The following is a 26408-nucleotide window of genomic DNA, read 5'->3' on the forward strand; positions in this document are numbered from 1 at the left end:
ACGAATGTTCGTTATATTGTTGAAAGCGGCACAGTCATGAATCATGACTGTGCCGCTTTGCGTTCAGATACACTGGAAGACGGCATCCTGCTATTACTTGTATGGATAATTGGGTGCGCAAAGTCATTTTTCTTCTACTGCTTCGGCCTTATGTTGTTTTCTTTTTTCTGAACTGTTGTGCTTTCTATGTTCATTTACAATTGCACTGATTTTTACAGTGCTGAAGAAGGTTAAAAGACATCTGTATTTCCGGAAGAAAGCTCATTTCCCGTCGAAACAGCCAGCGCTGCTCAGAAAAGTTGGGCTCATCCATCATTTTCCGCATTCTGCGGACATACGTTATAGAATAGGGAATTCTATAGAGTGTGAGTGTGGTGGAATTATGAAAAAAATCCGCGTATTCTTTCTGAACGCCTTTATCCTGACGGCAACCTCTTTCTTCATGAACCTAATCGGCGTTTGGTTCAACCTGTATGTGACCAACAAGATCGGCGTGACGGCGATGGGTGTGTTCCAGCTGGTCATGTCGGTTTATATGTTTGCCGTGACGCTGGCAACCTCCGGTATCAATCTCGCGACGACGCGGCTGGTGGCCGAGGAGCTTGGGCGCGGCTGCATTGCCGGCGTGAAGAGCGCCATGCACAAATGCCTTGCCTACAGCGCGGTGTTCGGAACGGCTACCGCCGTGATCCTGTTCACGAACGCCCAGACAATCGGCGCCCGCTTCCTGGGGAATGAGCAGACCATCCCCGCTTTGAAGGTTCTGGCCGTCAGTCTGCCGTTCCTTGCCATGGCCAGCGTGCTCGGCGGCTACTTCACAGCGGTGCGCCGCGTGGTCAAGAGTGCCTCGACGCAGATATTGGAGCAGTTCGTCAAAATCGGCTGCACCATGATCGGTCTCAATATCCTGATGCCGAAGGGGCTGGGATACGCATGCCTTGCCATCGTGCTGGCCGGAACCATTGCGCAGGTCGTTTCCTTCCTGCTTTCCTTCCTGCTGTATTTCTTCGACAGCCGGCGTTACCGGACAACACAAAAGCCCTCCCCCGATATCGCCAAAAGGATGTTCGGCATCGCGCTGCCGATCGCTTTCAGCTCCTATCTTCGGATGGGCCTTTTAACCGTTAAAAATCTTCTGGTTCCGATGCAGCTCAAAAAATCCGGCGTCAGCAGCGACGGCAGCTTTGCCGTGTTTGGGATGATCCAGGGCATTGTGATGCCGGTCATCCTGTTTCCGCTCTCCATTTTGACCGCGTTCTCCAGCCTGCTGGTTCCCGAGCTTGCGGAATGCTACGCGCTGAACCCGCACATCGATGAGAACCGGCGGGTGCACTATATCATGACCAGGATGTTTCAGGCCGCCATGCTCTTTTCGATCGGCGTATGCGGCATCCTGTTCTGTTTCTCCTCTGAAATCGGGAGCGCGCTGTACGACAACAAGAGTGTCGGCGCATATATCCGCATCTTTTCGGTGCTTGTCCCGGTCATGTACCTCGACAATGCCGTGGACAATATGCTCAAAGGTCTCAACGAACAGGTCAGCTCGATGCGCTACAATGTGATCGACGCGTTCATCAGCCTGGTGCTTGTGTATACGATGCTGCCGTTTAACGGCGTGCGCGGATACATCTGCGTCATCTTCATCAGTGAAATTCTCAACACTGCTTTAAGCTTCAACCGGCTGATCACCGCTACCAATTATAAATTTCAGGTTTTTACCTGGCTGGTCAAGCCGCTTGGATGCATCGCCGCGGCCACCATCTCGGTGAGGCTGCTGATCGGCGCGCTGCATGTCCCGTTCAGCTCCGGCATACTGGAAGCGGTTTGTGTGATAGCCGGTTCCTTCGTCCTATACCTCGTCCTGCTGCGGCTGACCGGATGCTACAGCACCGAAGACGCGCGCTGGCTCAAAGGCGTCCTGCATCCTTCCAAGGCTGCGGCCCGGCATTGTGATTGAGGGCCGGCTTCTGTTCCAGGATGAGAACGCTTGATCAAGCTGTGACACAGTCATACGATACAGTAAAAAATAAATCTCTGCGCAAAGAATGCTGCCTGGGTGCAGCGTCCAGCTTCCTTATTGCGGCTCCGTATCATTATGATGCACACGATGCTACGGAGCTTCATTCCTTTGGCAGGTGTTCTTTCCATTCCTCTATAGACGACCGGATCTGTTCAACAATCCGGTCGTCTTTTTCATCCTTTGGAAGATGCCGGACCAGTTCATCCAGTGACCGATGCAGCTGCTCCATCTGTTCTTCCAGAGGATTCCCCTCTTTATGATCCTGTTTCTTCATATTCAGCATCCCCTGATGTAACAAATAGACGAACGCTCGTCTTCTAACCGCTGTCCCCTGCTATTCGAACCGCGGGTTTAGACATCCACGCCTAAAAACTGCTTGACCAGCAAACCGACAACAAAGGACAGCGTCGCCACGCCCAGGCTGATGCCGGCCATCTCCAAAAACCTGCTGCGGAATTGAAGCCCCTGCGCGACAGAGATGTAGTAGTTGAATACAAAGATGATCGCCACGACGATCACGAGCATCGTGATCAGAGACGCCCAGAAGGCGTTTTCCGGCATGAGCAGATAGGGCAGCACCAGCAGCGCCACCGTGATCAGATAGGCGATCCCGGTATAGATGCTCGATTTCAGCGCGTCCTTCCTGCCCTCGCTGCGTGCGGACAGGAATTCCGACGACGCCATCGAAAGGGTTGCGGAAATGCCGGTGATCAGTCCGGACAGCGCCACCAGGCTGTTGTTCTGAAGCGCAAAGGTAAGGCCTGCCAGCGTACCGGTCAGCTCCACGAGCGCATCGTTCAGGCCAAGAACCATTGAGCCGACATAGTGCAGACGTTCTTCATCCAGCAAGGCAAGCAGCTGCGCCTCGTGCCGCTCCTCATCCTCGCTGATTCCGCGCGCTTCGGGCACCTCGTCCACCAGCCGGATGTACTTCTCCGTGCCGCGGTCCTCCCCCTTTTCCATCAGCTTCAGCGTGAAGGTGAAGCCGAAAAGCAGGCTGATCAGCGAGTACCAGAACACCTTCAGGCGGTTTGGCTTCGCCTCAATCCCGGTATATCCCTTCCAAATGCCCGCATGTCTGCGCTCATCCTCGCCGATGCGGGTCAAAACCTCTCTGTTGTGCGCATCCTTTGTGCGGGATGCAATCTTCCGATAGACATAATACTCGGTCATCTCATTTCGCTGCAATTTCAGCAGTGCGGAAACCGTTTTTTCACTGAGCTGATTCGACATGAAGATTCTCCCTTTCCACCCTTATTATTCAAAACCTTGTATGACAATTGTATCACAGATTTCTCGTCCTGTACAGCTGTCTTTGACAAATTTTTTATTTTTTCTTCAATCTAAAAAGTTCCGGATACAGGACCACTCTTTCTGCAGTCGCTGCATCGAGAACTGTGCGTTCGCCGGGCTTGTGGAGGGAAGCTTCAGGCAGGGCAGATCGATCTTCACCTTGCAGAATTTCTGATAGAGCTGCATGGCTTTGGCTCCATTCAGGAACACCTGCCGGATTGGGCACTGTTTGACAAGCTCCTCGACCGGATTCGGAACCGGATTTGTGATGGAACTGTCAGCGGCGCCGACGACATCACAGCTGTGCAGCACATCCCAGAGGGCGATGTCATGCCGCGTCAGCATCCGCTTTTTTTCATCGACGCTCTGCGGGACCTGCTCGTCCAGCAGAGACGCCATCAGCGGCCAGAACCGGTTGAAGCGATGCCCGTAATAGAACTGCACCTCCCGCGACGCGGGCGACGGGTAGGTGCCAAGAATCAGAATCTTGGAGGTTGGCGTAAAAACAGGATCAAAGGACATCGGGCGTTCCCCCTTCTTCCGTATGCAGCGTGAACCGCCAGCAGCAGGCACAGTCAGGATCGGTCACCACGGGATGGCAGCTCACCGCTTCACAGGTAAACCTGTCGTCAATGACCTTGGCAAAGCCGCTGTATTCAATCAAACCGACTTCACGGCAGGGATGCAGCTCCATCCCCTTTCCGGTCCGCGCGTCCTGCACGCGGCAGTGAAGCGTGCGGTAGGTCAGCGTATTTCCGTCAATCAGGATTTCGTCGTCGTTGATGTTGGCATAGAACCGCAGCCGCAGCGCCTGCCGAAGCCCTTCGATGCCCGCACGCTCCTCCAGACGCAGGAACTTCTTGATCCGCCTGGCCTCGGTGACGGTAAAACGCCGCCAGGCATTCGCATCGTGCTCCATCGCCTCATCCATGCCGAACTTCTGTTCCACCGACTGGAACCAGACTCCGTCCATTGCCAGCCAATTCTTTGCATAGAGCTCGATCAGTTCGATCAACTCTTCCTTCGAATATGCCTGTAAACTTTTGTTCTGCAACAGTATCCCCCGCTTCAAGCTTTTCTTTTATTATAACATGAAATTCTACAGATTCCAAAGGCTTTCGATCAACATTTTATTATTTTCAAATAAAAGGACACCGCTTCTTTTTGAAAGCGATGTCCTTTTATAAGCTATATCAAACATTTATGCATCTTTTTTAACAACCGGCATCCATACCTGCGTGGTATATCCCGGCACACTCGGATCTCCCTCGGGATAGACCTCGATGTCCGGCGCCTGCGCATAGTCGTAGCCGGAGGAGGGCAGCCATTCGGTCACAATACGCCGCTGCAGCTCCTGCATGGACTGGGGCATCGGGCCTGTGCAGTCGAAGACGGCCCAGGTCGCCGCCGGCACCTCGTAGGAATACATGCCGTCCGGCACCTCTTTGTCGGTCGGCGCCGCGATGTAATAGTAATAATAATCTTCCCCATCCATGCAGGTGCTGACGCCCATCACGCCAAACGGAGGCTGGTTGACCAGCGCGCCGATGCGTTCGACCATCCCCTCCTGATAGCACTGGCCCCAGAACTGCGGCACCTGCTGAAAATTCTGTTCCACGTCAAATCTGAGCTTTACGCGCGCGCCGACGATACGGAACGCCTCTTTGGTGATAATTTTGTAATTCATTTCAGTATCCCCTTTGATTGATATGGTGAAGGTCATACGGGGATAGGCTTTGAGCTGAACGCCCTGTTCCCGCGCCGCGGACGGCGGCAGGCCGTGAACCTGCTGGAACGCGCGGGTAAAGGATGTCGGCGACTCGTAGCCGTATTTCAGCGCCGCATCCAGCACCTTGATATCACTGCACTGCAGTTCAAACGCGGCGGCGGTCATCCTTCTTCGGCGGATATATTCACTCAGCGGTACGCCTGCGATGTAGGAAAACATCCGCTGATAGTGGTAGGTGGAGCAGCACGCAATCCTTGCGGCTTCGTGGAAACTGATCTCCCCCGCCAGATTCTGTTCAATGTAATCCACCGACTGATTCAACCGGCTCAGCCAATCCATCGTATCATCTCCTTCTGTTATCAGGATACCTGATTTTGTCCGGCCTGTCCTCTCATTTGATGCACAGAATCGAGAGACCGCCGAATTTATGTGTATTCATTATAGGGGATGCCGATCATCGTGTCAACCGGCAGGTTTCCCCAAAAGTATTCGTATAAGAATAAATTCAATTCAAAGAAAATGCATCCATCCATTTTAGAAGGTAGAAGCAGTCACGAAATCCTTGTTGATAACTCTCATCTTCACAGATACAAATTTGACGGCTTGTGATCTCTCCTAACCGACAGACTGTCTCCGGGTCTTCTTTAAGTTTGTCTGATATTTCATTTAACAGTTTGATAAATTCCTCACCAACCATTTGCGTATGTGGATCATCTTTTCTTCTTTGGATCGCATGCGCTCTTCTTAATGCGGTTTCAAAAGGACTACTCACGACTTCAACTCCCTTTCTCTATTTTTTTAATTTGTCGTACATTTCAATAATACTCAATTTTACCAACTCCGCTTTGCTAATCTTTAATTTTTGTGCGCAAACGTCTAACTCGGCTTCTGTATCGGAATCTAATTCCAATACCAAAATACGATTAGAGGGTTGCTTATCAGTAGCTCTTTTCCTGTTATCTGAAAACATTTTTACCACCTCATTTTTCTGGGCAACTATATTCTACATTACATGCCCATAAAAATCAAGTATTCTGACGTCTATTGTCGAAAATATTTTTATTTTACAGTACGACATTTTAAAAGGCGATTGTGAAAATCACAATCGCCTTTTTATGACATCTATTTTTCAAGTTTACTGTGAATTTGATGAATGCCACGTCGAACGACTTCTGCTTTGGAGATTTCCAAAAAATCAGTACATTCTTCCAGCTTCATTTCTGTCTCTTGATCAAGCATTACTTTTAAAACAATTGTTTTTGGATTATCAGTTGGACGTCCTCTTTTTTTCTCCCCCAAGTTCTATCACCTCGCCCGAAATTTTAAGTATCTATATCATAAATTATTTGACCATGAAAGTCAAGCATCCCGATAAATTTGCTGCTTTCTTTAGAATGGGGTAAAAATTATTCAAATAAGCAAGATTATAAGTAGGATACACTTATCATATTTCTCCACATGCCGTTTTACTGCCATAGCCCCGCTAACAAAAGTCCGCAGGCGGCTGTGCACTGCACAGCCGCCTGCGATTGGGTGAAGATATTCAATCAGATGTGATGATTATCTTTTGCGTCTTTTGATACCAGCCGCCGCAACACCGCTAAGCATGAGCAGCGCCATGGCCAGAGCGATCGGAGAGCCGTCGCCGGTGTTGACGTTCTTCTTCGGTGTGTTAGCCGAAGCGGAACCGGTGCTGGCGCTGCCGGAACCGTTGACATTGCTGCCCGGTTTCGTGCTGCCGCCATTGCTGTTATCCTTGTCATTGTTTTTGTCGTCATCTTTATCGTCGTCTTTGTCTTTATCGTCATCCTTGCCATCGTCAGGAACCTTTACAAGAGCTCCCATCTTTATGGAGACATTGTCCTGAGCCGCTTTAACCTGCTCTTCGGTAGCTTCTTTGTTTTCCAGAACTTCCTGTGCTTCATCGACTGCCAGCATCAGAAGCGCAAAGCTTTCAGCGGTGTAATCAGCTGCGTCAAGCTCATTCGCCTCGTTGACCAGATTCTGAAGCTGCTCTTTGTTCGGGATGCGTCTGAGACCGACGATCGCGTCCATCAGATTCGACCATGCCGGCATGATTTCATCATCCAGTGCGTACTTGTCGTCCGCAACCTTCTGAGCGGCCTTCATGGCGGATTCAAATTTCGCATAGGTGCTCGGGATATACAGGTCCTTCTCCGCTGCGATACCGGCAGCAAGCTCGAGTGCTTCGTACAGGTCGCTCTTGTCGCCCTTGAACTCGAGATAGCTGATGGCGTCGATCAAGCGTTCTTCCGCATCGCGGATGGTTTCCTGAGAAACGGTCGGACGGGAGGAGACCGCGTTGTTGTAAACGCTGTTTGCAAAGCCGAGGGAATCGTTGAAGTATTCTACAGCCGCTTCAACCACGCCGTTCAGCGCGCCGTCGACCTTGAGCTGCTGCGCCTTGTCGATGAGGTACTTCAGGGTGTTGACCTTGAGATCCGGTTTCTTCTGGGTGAACAGCCAGTCAAACACGTTGGTGCGATATTCTTCGGAATAGTAGTTCTGCGCCATGCGCACCCATACCCAGTGGTCGTTCGGATAGCCGTTTTCGCCCGGGTTCAGATGGGTCCACTTGATGTTTCCGCCGATCGAGGTCAGGGTGTTGTACGCCGCCTCGGTCGCCGCCAGGGTGTCGTTTCCGGTCTGGAACATCCAGATTGGGAGATCCTTGACTGCGCTCAGAACCTCTGCGCTCTCGTTGCTGCCGCCCGGTGCGGTGATCGCCGCCGCGAACAGTTCCGGCTCGGTCAGGATGGAGCTCCAGGTTCCAGAGCCGCCCATCGAACAGCCTGCAATGTAGACACGGCTCGCATCGATGTCCGGATACTGCTCAAGCAGTTCCTTGACCAGGGCTACGACTCTGTCGCCTTCCCATCTGTTCGGATGGACGACCTGCGGAGCCACGACATAGGCCGGGTACTTCGACTGATTCATCGGATCTGCGAAGGCCAGTCCGCCGCGGTTTGCAAGCAGCTGCGCTTCGTTTGTACGGACGCCAAGGCTTCTCTCGCCTGCGCCATGCAGCCAGATGACCAGCGGATAGCTCATACCGGCATCCTTTTCCGGTGTAAAGAGACGGTACTCATAACCGGATGCCTCACTGGTCTCAAAGGAGAAGTCATCGACCACTTCGTTGACGATACCGGCACACTCGAAGTCGTAGTATGCCGCAGTTACGGTATTTTCACCGATTTCAAAATCGTTGGCCTGGGTCACTTCATAGTTCAGGGTCAGCGGGATGTTGACCGAACCATTGTAGAGCAATGTGGAAGCGCCTTCGACGGTGAAGCCGACTTCGAGTTCCAGAATGATGTAACGGCCCTTGGCATCGCCCTTGCCGTCGATTTCCTTGTCATTGCTGACATAGGCGTTCACGACTTTGCGGTCGCCTTCATATACGGTCGAGCCGTCCAGCGGGTTGATGTTGGTGGTGCTCACCGCGAAGGTATCCGCATTGATGGCCAGTCCGTCAACCTGCGTCTTGGTGTCGATGACAACCGCTTTGACGTTGTTGCCGTAATCATAGGTTTCGGTAACCAGTTCAAAGTTGCCCTTGGTGTTCTTCTGGGCAAACAGCCAATCGAACACGTTGGTTTCATATTCTTCGGAATAGTAGTTGTTCAGCGGGAGAATCCAAGACCAGTGTCCGTTGTAGTTGCCGGATCCGCCTTCTTCTTCGTACGGAATGTTGGCTGGCTCGGTGTATTTGAGGTCCGCCGGATTCATGCCTTTCAGCTGGGCAATGGTGTTCTGCGTTCTGCTGACATTGATGGTCGGGTCGTCAGCCGCGTGGAAGAACCACATCGGGGTATCCTTCACGGTCATGGCCTCGTCGTCGGTCCAGGAACCTGCTGGACAAATTGGCACTGCTGCTGCGAAGTATCCCGGATATCTTTTCAGGAAGGTCAATGTTTCGCCGCCGCCCATTGAGCAGCCGGAAATATAGACGCGGTCCGGATCAACCTTGCCTTCCGCGGCAAGTCTGTTGATGACTGCGATGACCTTATCGGTGGAGTACTCGGCATTGCCCTGCTGCGGAGCCAGCACATAACACGGATAATCGTCCTGAACCCAACCGATGCCGCCCATGTTGGCACGGAGCTGCACGCCTTCGTTTTCTGCGGATTCACGATAGGTCTCGCCGCCGCCGTGGTTCCACAGAACCAGCGGGAGCGCTTCGCCGTTTTCGGCTTCGTCCGGTGTATAGATTCTGTATTTCGTGCCTTCCTCTTCTCTGTACTCAAACTCGTCGACGATCTTGGTGGTCTCGCGGGCCTGTTTGTAAACGGTGTCGGCCGGAATGCCTGCGATGTCCTTGATCTGTTCGACGGTATAGTTCATGTCGAGCAGCTTATTGACGCCTCTGTAGATCAGAGCGGTTGCGCCCTGCACAGTGAAGCCGTGTTTGAGTTCCAGAACGATGTAGCGGCCGCTTTCCGCCTCCACGCCGTCCACATTCTTGTTGTCGCTGACATATGCTTTTGTGATGGCCCTTTCGCCTTCATATACAACGGAACCATCAAACGGGCTGATGTTCTTCGCGGTGACCTCGAAGGTATCCGTATTGATTGCGGAAGCACTGATTTCTCTCTTCGCATCGATGACGACCGCGACGGTATCCTGTCCATATTCGAAGACTTCGGATACGATGTCAAAGCCCATCTTGTTGTTCTTCTGGGCAAACAGCCAGTCAAACACGTTGGTTTTGTATTCTTCGGAATAGTAGTTGTTCAGCGGGAGAATCCAGGACCAGTGTCCGTTGTAGTTGCCCGAACCGCCTTCTTCCTCATACGGGAGGTGAGCCGGCTCGGTATACTTGAGGTCCGCCGGTGCAAGGGCTCTGAGCTGTTCAACGGTGCCGCGGGTTCTGTCGACCTTGATGGTCGGATCATCTGCGGCGTGGAAGAACCACATCGGCAGATCTTTCACGAGAGCGGCTTCGTCGTCGTTCAGCGTGCCTGCCGGGCAGATGGGAACCGCTGCCGCGAAGTAATCCGGATAATTTTTCATGAAGTTGAGGGTTTCCGCGCCGCCTGCGGAGCAGCCTGCCACATAGATGCGCGAGGAGTCAACCTTGCCTTCTGCAACCAGCTCGTCGATGGCTGCGATGATCTTGTCTCTCGAGTACTCGGTGTTGCCTCTCTGCGGAGCCAGCACATAGCACGGATATTCATCCTGTACCCAGCCGGTGCCGCCCATGTTGGCACGGATCTGTACGCCTTCGTTTTCTGCGGATTCACGGTAAGTCTCGCCTGCGCCGTGGTTCCACAGAACCAGCGGGAGCGCGCCGTCCGCATCCGGCGAGTAGAGTCTGTATTTCGCGCCGTCTTCTTCTTTGTATTCAAATTCGTCGACGACCAGTGTTCTTTCAGCGGATTTGCTGTAAACCGTTTCGGTTGTGAAGCCTGCAAAGTCTTTGAGCTGCTCGACGGTAAAGTTCATTTCCAGCAGCTTGTTGACGCCCCTGTAAACCAGCGCAGTCGCGCCCGGTACGGTGAAGCCGTGTTTGAGTTCCAGCACGATATAACGGCCGCTTTCTGCCTTCGCGCCCGGATCCTTGCTGGCGCTGACATACGCGTCGGTGATTTCCCTTGCACCTTCAAAGGCGACGGCGTCATTAAACGGGCTGATGTTGGTGGTGGAAACCGCGAAGGTGTCTTTATCAATATCGGATGCACTGACTTCCTGTCTCGCATCGATGACAACCGCCGTGGTGTCCTGTCCATATTCAAACACCTCGGAAACAACGTCGAAGCCGAGCTTTTCGTTCTTCTGGGAGAAGAGCCACTCATATACGGTGGTTCCGTATTCTGCGGAATAGTAGTTGTCGGAGGTAGGCACCCATACCCAGTGGTCGTTCGGATAGCCGTTTGCGCCGGGTTCGAGATGGGTCCATTTGATGTTTCCGCCGATCGAGGTCAGCGTTTCAAACGCCGCCTTGGTTGCCGCATAGGTGTCGGTTCCGGTCTGCAGCATCCAGATCGGGAGATCCTTGACCGCGCTGAGCGTCTCGGCGCTCTCATTGCTGCCGCCCGGGCAGGTCAGAGCCGCTGCGAACAGGTTCGGATTGGTCAAAATGGTTCTCCAGGTTCCGGAACCGCCCATGGAGCAGCCGGTGATGTAAATTCTGGAAGTGTCGATATCCGGATTGTTCGCAATGACTTCATTGATCAGGTCGACAACTCTGTCGCCTTCCCAACCGGTTCTGTTGACACACTGCGGAGCCAGCACATAAGCCGGACGTTCGGACTGGTTCGCAGGATCTGCATAGGCAACCGCGCCGCGGTTCGCCATGATCTGCGCTTCGTTTGTTCTGACAAAGCTTGCTTTTTCGCCGGAGCCGTGCAGCCAGACAACCAGAGGATATTTCTGGCCGGCTTCCTTTTCCGGGGTAAAGAAGCGGTATTCATAACCGGAAGCTGCGCTGGTCGCAAACGCGAAGTCATCCACAACTTCGTTGATGATGCCGGATTTCACATACTTTATGTCGCCAGCCTTGACGCTGCCGATATCTTTGACCTGTTTGACTTCATAGTTCAGGGTCATGGGAATATTGAGCCCGCCGGTGTAGATCAGCGTGGATGCGCCGTCCAGCTGGAAGCCTGTTTCCAGTTCCAGAATGATGTAACGGCCGGAAGCATCCCCCTCGCCGTCAATGATTTTGTCGTTGCTGACATATGCGTCTGTGATCGGACGGCCGCCTTCATATATCACCGAATCGTCCTGCGGGTTCAGATTGGTGGTATTGACTGAGAAGCTGTCCACATCGATGTCGCCGGCCTTAACCGAACCCTCTGTGTCGATAACCACAGCTTTGACATCCTGGCCGTAACCGTAAACCTCGGTCACCAGTTCAAAGTTGTTGGCCTTTCCTTCGTCCCCTGCGAATGCGGGAAGCATCGGAACCATTGTAGAGATCATTGCAACGGATAATACGGAAGCTAAAATCTTCTTGAATCTCTTCATTTTACATGTTCCCTCTTTCTGTATTTTTTAAATTTCCGAATACGGACGTCTGTCCCCCTTTCTTTATTGTATTGATAGAAACCCTTGTGACAAGAGTTTTCACACGCTGTAAGAAGTAAACCGTTACCATACCCGCTTCACATGCCTTTTCGACCTTCCTTTGAACATCGTCCTTTTTTCTTCATAATTCTATGTTATTTTTATTAATTTTTATCGCATTTCCATCTGCATTATAGCATAAATACACAAGATAACAAGCGAAAAAAATCCAAATTCCATGTGACAAAATCCAAATATTGTTTTCATTTTTCACATCAGTTTCACTATTTGAAAAAAATACCGTCAGTTGTTTCAATTTATCATACTTTATGGTGAAAAAATGCAACAAAAAAAGGATCTCTTTCTTTGACAAGAGATCCTTTTTTCCAGTTTAAAAATCCTGGTCACAGTGCTCCGGCAGGATAATCCTGATCGATGTTCCTTTTCCTGGCGCACTGTCCGCCTGTATCCGATAGTTTCCATGATATAAGAACTCCAGCCGCATGCGGATATTGTAAATGCCGATGTGTTCCGGTTCCCCGTCTACGCAGGGTTTGGGCGGCTTATCGCGGAAAAACCGGCGGATTGTCTCATCCTCCATACCGACGCCGTTGTCGGTCACTGTGATGACGATGTTCTCCCGCTGCCCCGCGACCGAAACCTCGATAATGCCGTCCACAATCTGCCGGTTCTCATCCTTATGCAGCAGAATGCCGTGCTTGATCGCGTTTTCAACCAGCGGCTGCAGGATGTTCTTCGGGATGTACAGCGACAGATCCTGTTCTTCCGCCAAAAAGCGGAGCTCCATGCGATTGTGGCACAGATACTCCTGAATCAGCATGTACTGCCCGAGCACCTGCTTTTCCTTTTCCACCGTGTCAAAGGTCTTGTAGTTTTTCATGCTCAGCCGGTCCTTGAGCGTCCCGATCAGCGCTCTGTTGACCGCGACGATCTCCTGCGACCGGTCCATCTTTGCGAGAAAGCTGATGGTGTTCAGCGTGTTGTAGATGAAATGCGGGTCTACCGAAGAAACCATCAGGCTGTACTGCATCCGCTGTTCCCGCTTCTGGTGCCGGATAATTTCGTGAATGTTGTCCTTGATCCGGGATACCATCAGGTTGAAGGTCCTCGCCAGGTTCCCGATTTCGTCCCCGCTGCTATCGTCGAGCTTCACATTGTAATCCCCGCCGCGCACCCGGTCCATCTGGTGTGAAAGCCTGGTCAGCCGTCCCAGCACGCCTTTGAGCGTCAGGCAGACGATGACAATGAAGACCGCGAACAGCGCAAACAGAATGCCCTGGAACATCTGGAAGGTCTGTTCATAGGGCGCAAGCAGCACATTCTTCGGCACATGGATGTACAGCTTGAGATTTTCATAGGAGTAGGTGCAGCGCACAGCGAAATCGATGCCGTCGTCGTGATAGAAATACAGCGTCTCATACTGCTCGCCGTCCAATACCTCCTGCGGATACTCTCCCAGCCTGATATGGGAATCCCGCTCGTTTAAGTTCCGGTACAGGATTTCGCGGTCCTCCTTCACAAAGGCATAATCCTCAATTCCAATCTTCTCAAGCCGGGCGAACAGGTTTTTGATATCCGAAAACTCCACAATGGACATCCCGTAGCACATCTTTTCGGAAGCCAGAAACGGATCCTCGACACACATAAAGGAATAATCCCGGCCATTCCGCCGCACGGTGAAGATCGGCGAATACTCAAATTTCAAGGTTCCCTCCGGCTTCGGGTCCTGTTGGATTTCTCGATACCAGTCGGAATTCACGATGGCAGGGATCAAATCCCTGTTTTCCGGGCGGCAGAACACGTCCCCGTCCTCGGTCGTCACCATCATATAGCTCATCACGCTGATGGCGCCGGGTTCGTCGAGATACGGCGAGCGGTTGCCCAGCGTGAAGGTCGGCAGCAGCGCTTCAATTTCCTGCCGGACCGCGTCTTTCTCAGCGTCGGGCGCATCATACGCATCCAGAAGGCCGAGCAGTGTCTCATCATATCCGAAATTGCGCACCCAGGGGTTGTTGCGGGTATAGATGTAGCTGATTCCGGTTGCGCTGGCGCTTGCAAGGCCGGAAATGTGGTTGCAGAAATAGGGCTTCATCAGCTCATAGAAGATGGATGGAAGCATCATGCTGACCGCCAGCAGCAACGCCAGGCCGATGCCCAGAATGATGGTGATGCTCTTCTTTGTGACGGTATTGAACCGCGGTTTTCTCAGCTTCATTTCGGATCCTTCCTGTATTCCTGCGGGGATACGCCGCAGACCTTCTTGAATACCCTGGAAAAATAGGAGACCGTCGAATATCCGACCATCGAGCAGATTTCCGTAATCTTATACCGGTCGGAGCGCAGCAGGCGTTTGGCATTCTCCATGCGCACGTTGGTCAGGTACTTCCAGACCGTATCCCCGGTTTCCTCCTTCATGATCGCATTCAGCCTGTTTAAGCTCAGGCTGACACGTTCCGCAATATCCTCCGCGGTCAGATCGTAATCGGTGTAGTGCTGATTGATGTAGGCGACCACGCGGCGCACCTCGTCGGAGTACCGGCAGGCTCCGTTGTCCTGCCAGCACTCGGAAAGCTGCATATATTTCTGTTTGATCCACTGCACGATGTCAGCCGCGCTGTACCAATAGGAAGCCGCCTGATGGTCAAACAGCTGAAAGACATCCCCCGTCCTGTAGTCCACCACCCGCTGGTGGTAAGGCTTCAGGCAGGATAAAAAACATTCCACCATCCGGCACAGCGCCTCATAATCCTTTACCTGCGCAATCTGCAGGTAGCAGGCGTCGAGCTTCATACAGATGTCGTCGATGCGGTTGTTCTTCAGCAGCGACTCGATCTCCTCGGCGTCCAGCCTGACGCCGCTGGAGACGTTTTCCGGATGCTCCGGCGCGGCAAACACCATCGACATGGCATAGAAATACCGCTGCCGTGTAAAATCCCCGCACCGGTAATACCGTTCGATGCATTCCGATACCGGCGCATCCTCACACATGCACAGGACGGAAAAGCGCGCGTGCAGACCTGTCTGCAGCGCATTGCGCAGCTCATACGCTTCATTCTGTCCGGTGTGAACCGCATTCAGAAGCACCAGATACCGGTACTTTTCCGCCTTGATCACAGCGAAGACACGGCAGGGGGAATCGTAGCAGATTTTCTTGACGGTGTTTTCGTGCACCTCCTCGGTGCTGCACTGGGAAAGCGCCGAAATGGCAGGCAGGATGTGATCCTGCTCGACCAGCAGCAGGCTGCAGGCATCCCGGCAGAATTCCCCGCAGCGCTCCCGGAACTGGGCCTGATCCAGATAGGGATAATCGGACAGCAGCGCCGTGAAATTGCCCTCCTCGTAGTATTTGCTGCGGGAGCCCTTCTGCCTCAGCAGCTCCCTGACAGCGCTGAGCTTCTGCAGCAGGGTGTCCTCTTCCGTCTCATGCTTCAATACGTAGTCAAAGACTCCCAGATTCAGCGCCGACCGCACATAGCTGAATTCCTCATAGCTGGAGAGGAAGATCACAACCGTTTCCGGGGAAACCTCTTTGATCCGGCGCGCAAGCTCGATGCCGTCCATCCCCGGCATCTGGATATCGGTGATCACCAGCTGGGGACGGTATTTCTGGAAGTCAATGAACGCTTCAATGCCGTCCACCGCAGCGGAAATGATATGAAAGCCGTTCTTTTCCCAATCGATTAAACTGCTGAAATATTCCAAAGAAAGCTTGTTGTCGTCTGCCAGCAATACCTTTATCACTTGAATTCCTCCGTCGCCCTTTTCTTTGTCAATGATTCTTTATAATTTAAAACATCGTACAAATTTATCAGCAAATTTTCTATTTTATATGACTATAATAACATATTTTCTCTCTTTTTTCTACACAATCCTACATATCCAGAGAATAATTTGCATTCCAAAATACATCGGAGCATATTTTTACGATGACCGTCCATGCTTTCTATCGATAGGCATTGTCCCGAAGCTGCTTTTACCCGGCTGATTCAAAAATTTCATCTTTATGCGCAGCAGGTACCAAAGCAGCCAGGCATATCCATCCTTTTACGGAACAGATATCACAATGGTCTGTGCATGCTCATCCTTTTACAATACTGATATAACAACAGTCCAGGCATGTTCATCCTTTCGCGGAACAGATATTGAAACGGTTCAGGCAGGCTCCTTGCATATCGCAGGAAAATAGTCTATGATGGGTATCAATCCTCCACTATAACACCAGGGTTATTCGATCCTTTATCATACCAGGGGGAGGTGTGTCCATGAACACCTATTATACATCTGAAGTGGCGCGCATCATCGGCATCCATCCGAATACGGTGCGGCTTTACGAAAAACTGCAGCTGATTCCCGCGCCGGAGCGCAGGGCGAACGGCTACCGGATATTCACAGATTTCCATATCGAACAGTTTCGGCTCGCAAGGACCGCGATGCAGGTGGAGGTGCTGCAGAACGGGCTGCGCAAAAAGGCCATCCGGATCATTCAGACCGCCGCGCAGAGGAATTTTACCGAAGCCAAGCTGCTGGCCGCGCAGTACAAAGCCGCCATCCGCCGGGAACAGCGCAACGCGGAAGAAGCCATCGAAAGCGTCCATGAGATCCTATCCGGCAGACGCGCGGCGCATCATCCGCCTTTAAAACGGCAGGAAACCGCCGACCTGCTGGGAATCTCGGCGGATACGCTGCGTAACTGGGAGATGAACGGGCTACTTTCGGTCAAGCGCAGACAAAACGGATACCGGGTCTACACCGATTCGGATATCCGCCGGCTGAGAATCATCCGCTCGCTGCGGTGCGCAAACTATTCCCTTGCCGCCATCCTGCGTTTGCTTCACGCGCTGTCAGAAAACCCGCAGACCGATCTCAGACAGGCCATCAACACGCCGCGTGAGGACGACGACATCATTTCGGTCTGCGACAGGCTGCTCACCTCTCTGCGGCAGGCCGAACAGAATGCCGTTGAGATACAGAAGCAGCTCGATCAAATGCAGCGCAGATTCGGCTGAACCCTCCACCTTAACACCAGACTTCCGTCTGGTGTTATTCTTTTATCATCATAAAGAACAGGAGGAAAAACGCAGTGGAAAAAACCATCGATGTCAAAAATTTATGCAAATCCTATGCCGGCATCCCGGCGCTGACAGAGCTGAGCTTTACCGTTTCCAGAGGGGAGGTGTTCGGCCTGCTCGGCGCCAATGGAGCCGGAAAAAGCACGGCTCTGGAGTGCGTTTTGGGCACCAAATCCGCCGACAGCGGGTCCGCGCGCATTCTGGGGATGAATCCCGCAGCCGACCGGAAAATGATCTTTCAGCGGGTCGGCGTACAGTTCCAGGAAAGCAGCTTCCAGGACAAGATCACCGTACGCGAGCTCTGTGAGGAAACTGAAACCCTTTACCGCTCCCCCGCCGGTTACAGCAGCCTGCTTGCCCGGCTTGGGCTGGATGGGAAGGCGAAAAGCCCGGTCAGCGAGCTGTCCGGCGGGCAGAAGCAGCGGCTGTTCATCGTCCTGGCCCTGATTCCCGGTCCCGAGGTCGTCTTCCTCGACGAGCTGACCACCGGGCTGGATGCCAGAGCGCGGCGAGATGTTTGGAAATACCTGCTTCGTTTGAAGAAAGAGGGGCTCACGATTGTGCTGACCTCGCATTTTATGGATGAGGTGGAGGCGCTGTGCGACCGCCTGTGCATCCTGCGGAAGGGACGGACGGTGTTCTCCGGAACGGTATCCGAGACCATTGCCGCGAGTCCCCATGATTCCCTGGAAGACGCCTATCTCTGGTTTACAGGAGAGGAGGAAACTGAATATGAAAGCGTTTAGAACCATGCTGAAAACAGAGCTGAAATTGTCCCTGCGCGGGATGGACATGTTCATCTTTGCAATCTGCCTGCCGGTTGTGATGATGGTAATCCTCGGCATCCTCTATGGGGACGCGCCCGCTTACGCCGGGGCAAACCACACCTTCCTGCAGCAGTCGTTCCCGGCCATCTCCACCATCGCCATCTGCGCGGGCGGCGTGATGGGGCTGCCGCTGGTGGTCTCCGATTACCGGCACAGGAAAATCCTGAAGCGTCTGCGCGTGACACCTGCCGGCCCTGTCCTGATCCTGATGGTACAGGCGGTCATCTACGCGCTGTACGCGGCTGTTTCACTGATTCTTGTCTACCTCACGGCGGCGGTCTTCTTCGGCGTTTCCTTCACCGGATCGGTGCCGCTGTTCCTTTTGTACTACGTACTGGTCATGCTGTCGATGTTCAGCATCGGCATGATGGTGGGCGGCATCGCGCCGAACAGCAAGATGGCGGGCCTCATAGCAAGCTTACTGTATTTCCCCATGCTGATCTTTTCGGGCGCCACCCTGCCCTACGAGGCCATGCCCGCCGCGCTGCAGCATATAGCGGATGCGCTCCCTCTGACGCAGGGCATCAAGCTGCTCAAGGCCGCCTGTCTGGACCTTCCCACGGGCGACGTCATCCTTCCAATTCTGATTATGGCCGCCCTGACCGTCGTCTGCGCAGGCATCTCCATTCGGTTTTTCAGATGGGAATAGCCGTATAGCCTGCAAAAATCCCCTGCAGGCAGCTTATCTCAGGCTGCCTGCAGGGGATTCGTCTGTCCATTTTCCACTTTGGCTGTTCGCTTTTTGCTCTGTCTGTTCGTTTTCCGCACGGAACATCTATTTCACATGCCTGTCAGATCAAAGCCTTCTTTTATCGGATCCTGCCTGCTTTTCACAGATGTGCCGGCGTGTTCATGCATTCCCCGATGGTGCCGCATCTTCATGACGATGGTTCGTCTGCTTCCTGCCCGCGGTACAATATCCGGTGGCTGTGACCGACGCGACCAGCGTTCCCAGCTCATCGCGGACATCGATCTGGTAGTAGCTGGTGGTCCTGCCATTCTTCACGCAGACCGCTTCGGCAATCAGCTTTTTTCCCTTCGCAACGCCCAAAAACGTGATGTTGGAGCTGAGCGATACCGTCCCAGTGCTCTGCCAGTTGGACGCGACCGCAAACGCAAAATCCGCCAGCGTGAACGACACGCCCCCCATGACCGCGCCCATCGCGTTTCTGTGCCGCGCCTGCAGCAGAAGGCTGCACTTGGCGTAATGATCGCCGATTTCATCGATGACCGCGCCGTTCTCGGTTGCAAACCGGTCCTCTGCAAAGATTGCCCGGACCTCTTCTATGGATTTCATTTCCATGATGACCTTCTCATTCCTTTCAAATTGCATGCATCCGCATTTGCGGTTCATGCCATACCGGACTGGATGCATGTTACGCCCAGATAAACAATTCCACCGTGGGAAGGGATACACCATGTCCTTCACCGATGGAGCATCTTTCAGTCCGTGCATATGGATTCCTATCTGTTATTTTATAAAAGTACAGAGCTTGTGTCAATACCATCAAACCATTTGTTCCGTTTTGAACGGCAGATATGCTTGAGCGGCACATGGAAATCAGCATTTCCATGCTTCATCCATTCAAACCCGTGCGTTCCTGATTCGCCCGCAGGTCTTCTCCCATCAGCTGCAAACCCCGGATACAGACCTCGACGTCTGCATCCGGGGTTTGCTGCAGGGATGGCATTCAACCGGCAGCGCGGTGTTTCTGACGGGGGACTGCGGAATGTCCTGTCATCCTCATGAAGGCTGCCAGAACGCCTGCCAGAAGCAGGACTCCCGCTGCCGAATAACCAAGCACCACCGGCACTCCATGCGCTGTTATGATGCCGCTCGCCATATTGAAAACCGGCAGCAGCGAGCACCACCATGCAAAATCCAGCCCCATCGAATAAAGTACCACGGGGACCAGCAGCACCAGCATACTCGAAAACAGGGCCTGCAGATGGTTTTTCAGCCTGTCGGAAAGGAACAGCACGATCAGGGTGATCACCGCGATTGTCAAAAGCTGCATGGCAAACATCAGGACCACCCACAGCACAATCGGCAGATTGAGCCCCATCTCCTGATAGCCGGGCAGGCTGCGCGTGGAAGCTGTGAATTGATTCATCGGACAGCAGCGCAGAATCTGCGCCACGCGGCAAATCCACAATACCAGGCTGACTGCGAATGCCGCCGCTAGGCTGATCACGATCTTGCACCGGACAATCCGCCTTTTCCCCTGCGCCGTGGACGCCAGCAGATTCCAGGATTTCTTTTGGTATTCCATAGAGAAGACCGCGCTGAACGCCAGAATGACACAGGCCGTGAGCAGCACGAAATCCATCAGGCTGCCGTTGTCCGTCATGCCAAACAGCAGCAGATAGCCGGTATCATAGATGAAAGTCCCATCCGAGCCTTTGACATACTCGTACTGCCGCAGTACCCGCTGAAAAGAGGGATAAAACGCGGTTTCACTGTAATACGGCGCCTTCATGGATTCGCCGGTCTGCTCGTCGATTTCCCCGGAAGCCACCAGCGCGTCAATCCTGTCGATCTGGGAAAACGCCTCCTCGTATTTATGGTTTTCCGCCGCGATCCGCTCCTCCTTTTTCGGCGTCAGCTTTCCCTCCAGCTGCAGCATAACATCCTGGTAATAGGTTTCCGCCGGCGTCAAAACGTAGGTTTTGGAAAGATGCTGGTAGCCCAGCAGCACGCTGAAGAGAAGCAGGATGATAAGCGCCCTGTTCATAATCAGGATTTTGTATCCCTCATGCCGGTACAGGCTTCCATGCTCCTTAAACCGGATGGAAAACGGGAGACGCAGCGCGGAAAGCCCCAGGTTCCTGCACTTTAAGAATGAAAAGACGCTGAGAAGGCATCCTGCCAGCAGATAACCGCCCAATGCGATCCAGGACATCAGCAGCCGGGATACCGGATAGCCAAAGAAATTGAAATTCAGATAGCTTCCATACAGGTTTTCCGTTTTCATAAGCCCGAAGAAGTTCAGGAATTTCAGCCAGTTTGCTGAAGAATAGGATGGCACAAAGAGATAGAGCGCAAGGCATAGGCCAAGCAGCAGCAGGCCTGCCAGATAGGGGGCAAAGCTGTGCTTTGCGAGAATGGCCGCCAGCATCAGGAACGCCCCGAACGCAAACAGCGCCGCCGCCTTGGTCGCCACCGTCAGCAGCAGGTACGAAAGCACCGTAATGGGCAGGTTGCTTTCGATGAGGGGGGAAACGGACTGGATACTTCTGAACAGATCGCCGATCCCTGCCGTGCCCGCGAAGAAGAGCAGGTTTGCTCCGTAAAACAGGACGGCTGCCGCGAAGCAGTGAACCGCCAGCGCGGACAGCTTCGCCAGGATGCTTCCGGTTCTTCCTCTGAGAGACGCCCTGGTGATATAGAAGAGCTTCTTTTCCTTCTCTTCAAAGATCAGGCTTGAGGCAAACAGGAACACCGACAGCAGCAGAAGGAGATCGGTGGCGGCTGACTGCGTGGCGGAAACAACGCCTTTGGACGGGTAAAAGCTCGTGTGCACGCCGCCTAAGCCCGCATAATCCGCCGCCTCCCGCTCAATGTTCCGTTCGGAAAAGGCGTCGGTTTCCCCCGATGAAAAGATGGAGATGCCCAGCATCGTCTCCTTGCGGGTCTGGATGTCCTTTAGATAGGCGTCATAGGAGAAAACCCTCTGCGCCTCCTCATAGACCTCTGTGATCAGCGCGGCTTCCTGCTCCAGCGTGCCGGTATATTTCAAATAGCTTCCATCCATATAGCTGTCATAATACCGCTCAAACACGCCCGGCTGCTCCGCCATCATCTGCTGCGCCGCCGCCTTGCCGGCATCGTCGGAAGCGGCGCGGGCATTCAGCACATCCCGCACCAGCCGGACGCCCTGGATGTCCTGGTACAGCTGCTCCACACAGCGCTGCTTTTCGGATTCTGACATCCTTTCCAGCTCGCTTCCAAGCGCCTTGTACGAGCCGGGCTGTGGCGTCGTTCCGTCGGACAGGCCGGAGTACCACAGAATAAAGATGTTGACCGCCAGCATCGCCGCCACGGCCAGGAGAAAGCTGCGTCTTCTCCATATCTTGTGAAGCTCAAAAAACGTCAGCTTATTCATGATCCGCTTCCTCTCCGAACAGCTTCATATAGACCTCCTCCAGATCCTTTGCACCGCCGAACCCGCTGCACAGGGCATCCACGGTATCTCTCGCAGCCACCTCGCCGGCCTTCAAGACGATGATCTCCTTCGCTATGGACTGGATGTCGGACACGACATGGGTCGCCATCAGCACAATCCTGCCTGCTGAAAGCTCCTTGATCTTTTCCCGGATGCGCACCCGTTCCTTGGGATCGAGTCCCGCGGTGGGTTCGTCGAGGATCAGCAGCCTGGGATCTCCCATCATGGCCTGCGCGATCAGAAGGCGCTGCTTCATGCCCCCGGAATAGGTGCCGACAGGCCGGTCGAGCTTCTCCAGCAGATTGACATAGCCCGCAGCATGCTCGATCTCGTCGTGCATCTGTTTTTTGCGGATGCCTTTGAGCGTGCCCATATAGCAGAGGAACCGCCTTCCGGTAAAGGATTCGTAAAGGCCCTGCTGCTGCGGGGCGTATCCCAGCAGGCTGCGGTACTGTGCACCCAGCTTCTTTACAGCGATCCCATCCCAGCAGACCTCGCCGCTGTCCGCCTTCAAATTGTCGGTGATGATGTTCATCAACGTGGACTTGCCGGCCCCGTTTGGACCGAGCAGACCATACACGCCCTCCGAAAGGGAAAGGGAAACGGCCTGCAGCGCATATTTCTCCCCGTACCGCTTGGTGACATGTTTGATTTCAAGCATTCCTTTGCACCTCACATTCCTGTTCCAATCAGATCGATGGGCTGATAGTTCGCCCGGCCCTGATAGAGATCTTCTTTGGCTATCAGCGCATACTGGTATCCGTAGATGCTGTACTGTCCGTTGTCATAGGCGGTGTCCAACTCGGCATCGATATCGCTGATCACCAGGAAGGCGTCCTGCATCTCCGCAAGGATTTCGATGGGGGTTTCCATGACGGACACCGTCAAGTCAGAGCGGTCGATCGTTCCATCCCGCAAATGGATGAAATACTGCGCCCGGTCCGTGCCGTCCCATGTACCGCAGAGCAGGACATCCCGATAAGCGGACAGGATCTGGCCTGCCTGCGTCTCGGCAAGGACGCTTTCTTCCTTTGTCTTCAGATCAATCCGGTTGACGCGTCCTTCTCCCTGTGAAGATACGTAGAGCGCGCCATCCCGGACCGCAGAGGTGTTGAGGTTCTGGTTCCGCAGCTTTACGAGCAGCTCCGTGCTGCCGTCGGACGGACGGAACGTGGATATATGGGTTTGAGAATTCCTGTACGCATCCAGATAGGTGTCTTCATCGAACCTCTCCTGCTCGGTCAGTTCGCGGTCAAACACAATCTGGCTAACCACCAGGGCGTCATCGAAGGCGCCGATAATCTTCCAGTCTGGCTCCAGCGTGCATACCGCGCTGGATTTCCAGGAATCCGTGTCCACCTCGATCAACGTGCGCTCCGTGGAGGTGACATAGCCGGTTTTGTTGTCCGCCTGCCCGCTGGCAAGCTTTTTGATGACAAAGTAAAGCGACCGGTCCCCTGCCAGAACGATGTCCTCCACCCAGAGATCCGCGGCAAAGGCGTAAACCTGCTCCCTGCCTGTTCCATCGAGATTCATGCGGTACAGGCAGGCCGGAGATCCGCTGAGCGAAGAGCCGCCTTCCTGCATCGGGCTTTTCTCATCGCCGCCCTGCTCGAAGCTCGTGCCGTCCTGATCCTGCTCATGCGAGAATACAAAGAGGGAGTTGTCGTACACGAACAGGCTTCCCGCAGGGTCCGCATCCTTTTCCAGAAAGAGCGCCGGGCATTCGGCCGTGTCATGGGCGCAGCCGGGACGGTTGCAGAGATAGATTTCCTTCCTTGTTTTGTAGTCCACATACATCATATGTCCTGCAAACACGCCGTCCTTCATCCGGGGGCCTTCGTAGGTCAGATAATAATACCCGTCTTCGGTCGCACATTTTAACCTGCCGCTGCCGAGGACAGTAAAGCCGCCGTCAGACGGTTCGGACGGCGTTTCGGAATCCGAACCGTTTGACGAAGCGCCGGAAGACCGGCCGGCATCGGATTGATTCGAAGCGGCGGCGTTGTCCGGGGATTGGTCACAGCCGGCAAAGAGCAGCAGCAATGCTGCGGTGCAAAGCATGAGAATCCATCTTTTCATAAAAAAATCTCCTTATCCGTTTGATAAGGAGATTGTAAGGCCAAAAAGTCAAGATTCCGTCAAGCCCTCTGCACATCTTTGGTATGAAAAGATTCCCTGTTCATGCGACCGAAACGCGGACCTCCGCTTTTGCGCCGCCTTCGGGCGCGTCCGACAGCACAAGCTCCCCGCCGTGCTTTTTACAGAGGATGCGGCTGATCACCAGCCCCATCCCGATATGGCCGCCGGACGCATCGGTGGAAAACAGGTACTGCCCTTTCGACTCCAGAATTTTCTTGGGAAAACCGGCGCCGTCGTCCTGTATGACGGCCGTCAGAATGGTGTCCTCCACGGAAAACGATATCTGTACGGTATGCTTTGCAAACCGCAGCGCATTGGTCAGAAGGTTCTCCAAGACGCGGTACAGAATCTGCCTGTCAACCATCCCCTTGCAGTCGGGTACGGAAATAGCGATCTCGGCGCGAATGCCCTCCTGCCGCGCCATCATGATAAAGTCGTCCGCCATTTCCTCCAGCAGCGCCGGCAGCTTACATGGGATGCGGCGAACCTCCATATCTTCAAGATGATGGATATCCCGTATGGAGTCGGTATAGCGCTCCAGCCGTTTCGCGGCCGTGGAAAGGTTCGATACCGTGTGCAGGAGCTTTTCTTCGGACAGCCTGCCTTCCGGGATGTTCTCCTGCAGGTACTCCGCATATCCTTCGATGATGGAGATCGGATTGCGCAGGTCATGGGCGACCGACGCCTGCAGCATCCGGCGCTCCTCCAGCATGGCCCACAGGGAACGGTTGTTCTCGCAGAGGGTTTCCCGCATCTTTTCAAAAGAATCGCAGAGCTTTCCCATCTCATCCGCGCTGTCGTACCGGACGGTGAAATCCAGATTCTCGTTTGCGATGTTTTCGGTCGCGGCTGAAAGGATCCGAATCGGGCCATCCAGTTTTTTGCGGTAAAACCACGCCGCGCACAGCAGCACCCCCGCAATGGAATAGACCGCAGGCAGGGCAACCATGGCGGCGGACAGGAACGAATAAGCCGCTTTCCGCTTCGGCGACAGCGTTTGAAAACCGTTTTCCACCCGCTCGATCGAATACCGCGTGATGCCCTTTTGTTCCGGCATTTCCTGTGCGTCCCCATCCGCGGTCAGTTTCCCGAGCGCATCTTCCGAGCCGAACTCCATCCTCTGCCAGAACACCTCCTCCGTCCCGTCGTCATAGATCGTTTTGATGCTCAGATAGACCTCATCCGAATCCGGCAGAATCCATTTCTGCAGCGCAAAGCATCCCCAGATGGTCAGAACCGAAAGCAGGATGATCAAAGCGACCGTACAGATCATGGCATAGAAAAAGGACTTTTTCAGTGAAGCCGACTGCATTCTTTTCATGATTTCCATTTGTATCCCATTCCCCATATCGTCTCAATGTAATCCCGGCCGGCTGCGGCCTGCAGCTTGGTCCGGATTTTCCGCACATGCTCCTTGACCACGTTGCTGTCCCCTTCGGCATCATAGCCCCAAACGGCTTCATAAATGCGTTCTTTATCGAACACCTGGTTTGCGTTTGACAGAAGGAACTCGATGATGTCGAATTCCCGCTTGGAAAAGCTGATCTCAGCATCTCCAAAACACACGCTGCGCGCGGACAGGTTGACAATCAGCCCCTGCGACGATATCAGGTCCGACGCCGCGCGGCCGCGCTGGTCCCGGCGCAGATGCGCTTCGATCCGGGCGGTGAGTTCCTTCAGGCTGAACGGCTTTGTGATGTAGTCGTCTCCCCCGCTCTGCAGTCCGGTGACCTTATCCTGCTCGGTGATTCTCGCCGTTAAAAACAGGATCGGGCACACCACATGCCCGCGGATCTGTCTGCACAAGCGCAGACCGTCGATGTCCGGCATATTGATATCCAGCAGAATCAAATCCGGGCGGACCTTTAACAGCGCAAGCGCCCTCTCGCTGGTGTTTGCGGTATAGGGCAGATAGCCGTTTGCTTCAAGATGCTCTGCCAGCAGCTCAGTCAGCATGGTTTCATCATCTACGATCAAAATCTTTTTCTGCATGTTCTCCCTCCTATCCGTGTATATCCTATCCCCCAAAGGTCAATTTTTCGTCAAGCCGCCGCCTTTGAAAAACAGACACTTCGGCGCGGGATGATGTTTTCATACAAAATCAAGGCTCCG

The 26408-nt window shown here is 53.6% G+C and carries 20 protein-coding genes; 4 read left to right on the top strand and 16 right to left on the bottom strand.

The features are described from left to right. Positions 1-382 precede the first annotated feature (382 nt). A complete protein-coding gene (locus tag BN348_RS06835; protein ID WP_040197097.1) occupies positions 383-1957 on the top strand; it encodes an oligosaccharide flippase family protein in 1575 nt (524 codons plus the stop codon). 163 nt (positions 1958-2120) lie between these two features. Here the strand turns inward: BN348_RS06835 and BN348_RS06840 are convergent, their stop codons facing one another. From BN348_RS06840 to BN348_RS06895, 10 genes are all read right to left on the bottom strand, one after another. Then, a complete protein-coding gene (locus BN348_RS06840) occupies positions 2121-2294 on the bottom strand; it encodes a hypothetical protein (protein WP_156136447.1) in 174 nt (57 codons plus the stop codon). A gap of 77 nt (positions 2295-2371) precedes the next feature. Next, positions 2372-3253: a VIT1/CCC1 transporter family protein gene (locus BN348_RS06845; RefSeq protein WP_040197099.1), complete on the bottom strand. Its 882-nt coding sequence runs from the start codon at positions 3251-3253 to the stop codon at positions 2372-2374. Positions 3254-3358: 105 nt separating this feature from the next. Further along, complete coding sequence (locus BN348_RS06850) at positions 3359-3835, bottom strand: DNA-deoxyinosine glycosylase (protein WP_040197100.1); 477 nt, start codon at positions 3833-3835, stop codon at positions 3359-3361. After that, positions 3825-4367 carry a DUF6125 family protein gene (locus tag BN348_RS06855; protein WP_040197102.1) on the bottom strand — a complete coding sequence of 181 codons (543 nt, stop codon included), beginning with the start codon at positions 4365-4367 and terminating at the stop codon, positions 3825-3827. Before BN348_RS06855 ends, BN348_RS06850 begins: the two co-directional genes overlap by 11 nt. 147 nt (positions 4368-4514) lie before the next feature. Further along, entirely contained in the window at positions 4515-5381 is an 867-nt protein-coding gene (locus tag BN348_RS06860) for an AraC family transcriptional regulator (RefSeq protein WP_040197103.1), read from the bottom strand. A 166-nt stretch (positions 5382-5547) separates the two neighbouring features. After that, complete coding sequence (locus BN348_RS06865; protein ID WP_040197104.1) at positions 5548-5814, bottom strand: hypothetical protein; 267 nt, start codon at positions 5812-5814, stop codon at positions 5548-5550. Positions 5815-6164: 350 nt separating this feature from the next. Beyond that, entirely contained in the window at positions 6165-6341 is a 177-nt protein-coding gene (locus BN348_RS13570) for a CopG family transcriptional regulator (RefSeq protein WP_082020838.1), read from the bottom strand. A 261-nt stretch (positions 6342-6602) separates the two neighbouring features. Then, on the bottom strand, positions 6603-12032 hold the full coding sequence (locus BN348_RS06880) for a prolyl oligopeptidase family serine peptidase (RefSeq protein WP_040197108.1): 5430 nt from the start codon (positions 12030-12032) through the stop codon (positions 6603-6605). A gap of 430 nt (positions 12033-12462) precedes the next feature. Next, on the bottom strand, positions 12463-14307 hold the full coding sequence (locus BN348_RS06890; protein ID WP_040197110.1) for a sensor histidine kinase: 1845 nt from the start codon (positions 14305-14307) through the stop codon (positions 12463-12465). Continuing rightward, on the bottom strand, positions 14304-15833 hold the full coding sequence (locus BN348_RS06895; protein WP_082020839.1) for a response regulator transcription factor: 1530 nt from the start codon (positions 15831-15833) through the stop codon (positions 14304-14306). The genes BN348_RS06890 and BN348_RS06895 overlap by 4 nt, the downstream gene beginning before the upstream one ends. A 521-nt stretch (positions 15834-16354) precedes the next feature. Here BN348_RS06895 and BN348_RS06900 point away from each other — a divergent pair. From BN348_RS06900 to BN348_RS06910, 3 genes are all read left to right on the top strand, one after another. Continuing rightward, positions 16355-17098 carry a MerR family transcriptional regulator gene (locus BN348_RS06900; RefSeq protein ID WP_040197112.1) on the top strand — a complete coding sequence of 248 codons (744 nt, stop codon included), beginning with the start codon at positions 16355-16357 and terminating at the stop codon, positions 17096-17098. Positions 17099-17172: 74 nt separating this feature from the next. Next, positions 17173-17907, top strand: coding sequence for an ABC transporter ATP-binding protein (locus BN348_RS06905; protein WP_040197113.1), 735 nt, complete (start codon positions 17173-17175; stop codon positions 17905-17907). Continuing rightward, a complete protein-coding gene (locus BN348_RS06910; protein ID WP_040197114.1) occupies positions 17894-18637 on the top strand; it encodes an ABC transporter permease in 744 nt (247 codons plus the stop codon). Before BN348_RS06905 ends, BN348_RS06910 begins: the two co-directional genes overlap by 14 nt. Before the next feature lie 201 nt (positions 18638-18838). Here BN348_RS06910 and BN348_RS06915 read toward each other — a convergent pair whose 3' ends face one another. The 6 genes from BN348_RS06915 to BN348_RS06940 all read right to left on the bottom strand — a co-directional run bounded on the left by BN348_RS06915 (position 18839) and on the right by BN348_RS06940 (position 26288). Then, complete coding sequence (locus tag BN348_RS06915; protein WP_420885257.1) at positions 18839-19291, bottom strand: PaaI family thioesterase; 453 nt, start codon at positions 19289-19291, stop codon at positions 18839-18841. A gap of 388 nt (positions 19292-19679) precedes the next feature. Beyond that, positions 19680-22094, bottom strand: a complete 2415-nt coding sequence (locus tag BN348_RS06920; protein WP_040197115.1) for an ABC transporter permease — start codon at positions 22092-22094, stop codon at positions 19680-19682. Next, positions 22087-22815, bottom strand: a complete 729-nt coding sequence (locus BN348_RS06925) for an ABC transporter ATP-binding protein (protein ID WP_040197116.1) — start codon at positions 22813-22815, stop codon at positions 22087-22089. Before BN348_RS06925 ends, BN348_RS06920 begins: the two co-directional genes overlap by 8 nt. Positions 22816-22826: 11 nt before the next feature. Then, positions 22827-24236, bottom strand: coding sequence for a hypothetical protein (locus tag BN348_RS06930; protein ID WP_040197117.1), 1410 nt, complete (start codon positions 24234-24236; stop codon positions 22827-22829). Between the two features lie 100 nt (positions 24237-24336). Further along, the gene (locus tag BN348_RS06935) at positions 24337-25626 is read right to left on the bottom strand and encodes a HAMP domain-containing sensor histidine kinase (RefSeq protein WP_040197118.1); all 1290 of its coding nucleotides are present in this window, start codon (positions 25624-25626) and stop codon (positions 24337-24339) included. Then, positions 25614-26288, bottom strand: coding sequence for a response regulator transcription factor (locus BN348_RS06940; protein ID WP_040197119.1), 675 nt, complete (start codon positions 26286-26288; stop codon positions 25614-25616). The genes BN348_RS06935 and BN348_RS06940 overlap by 13 nt, the downstream gene beginning before the upstream one ends. Between the last annotated feature and the right edge of the window lie 120 nt (positions 26289-26408).

The organism is Candidatus Soleaferrea massiliensis AP7, assembly GCF_000820765.1.
In the GTDB taxonomy this organism is placed as follows: domain Bacteria; phylum Bacillota; class Clostridia; order Oscillospirales; family Ruminococcaceae; genus Soleaferrea; species Soleaferrea massiliensis.

Coding starts and splice junctions, on each gene's coding strand:
- BN348_RS06835 (WP_040197097.1), top strand. CDS start 383: ATGAAAAAAATCCGCGTATTCTTTCTGAACGCCTTTATCCTGACGGCA.
- BN348_RS06840 (WP_156136447.1), bottom strand. CDS start 2,294: ATGAAGAAACAGGATCATAAAGAGGGGAATCCTCTGGAAGAACAGATG.
- BN348_RS06845 (WP_040197099.1), bottom strand. CDS start 3,253: ATGTCGAATCAGCTCAGTGAAAAAACGGTTTCCGCACTGCTGAAATTG.
- BN348_RS06850 (WP_040197100.1), bottom strand. CDS start 3,835: ATGTCCTTTGATCCTGTTTTTACGCCAACCTCCAAGATTCTGATTCTT.
- BN348_RS06860 (WP_040197103.1), bottom strand. CDS start 5,381: ATGGATTGGCTGAGCCGGTTGAATCAGTCGGTGGATTACATTGAACAG.
- BN348_RS06880 (WP_040197108.1), bottom strand. CDS start 12,032: ATGAAGAGATTCAAGAAGATTTTAGCTTCCGTATTATCCGTTGCAATG.
- BN348_RS06890 (WP_040197110.1), bottom strand. CDS start 14,307: ATGAAGCTGAGAAAACCGCGGTTCAATACCGTCACAAAGAAGAGCATC.
- BN348_RS06900 (WP_040197112.1), top strand. CDS start 16,355: ATGAACACCTATTATACATCTGAAGTGGCGCGCATCATCGGCATCCAT.
- BN348_RS06910 (WP_040197114.1), top strand. CDS start 17,894: ATGAAAGCGTTTAGAACCATGCTGAAAACAGAGCTGAAATTGTCCCTG.
- BN348_RS06915 (WP_420885257.1), bottom strand. CDS start 19,291: ATGGAAATGAAATCCATAGAAGAGGTCCGGGCAATCTTTGCAGAGGAC.
- BN348_RS06920 (WP_040197115.1), bottom strand. CDS start 22,094: ATGAATAAGCTGACGTTTTTTGAGCTTCACAAGATATGGAGAAGACGC.
- BN348_RS06925 (WP_040197116.1), bottom strand. CDS start 22,815: ATGCTTGAAATCAAACATGTCACCAAGCGGTACGGGGAGAAATATGCG.
- BN348_RS06930 (WP_040197117.1), bottom strand. CDS start 24,236: ATGAAAAGATGGATTCTCATGCTTTGCACCGCAGCATTGCTGCTGCTC.
- BN348_RS06935 (WP_040197118.1), bottom strand. CDS start 25,626: ATGGAAATCATGAAAAGAATGCAGTCGGCTTCACTGAAAAAGTCCTTT.
- BN348_RS06940 (WP_040197119.1), bottom strand. CDS start 26,288: ATGCAGAAAAAGATTTTGATCGTAGATGATGAAACCATGCTGACTGAG.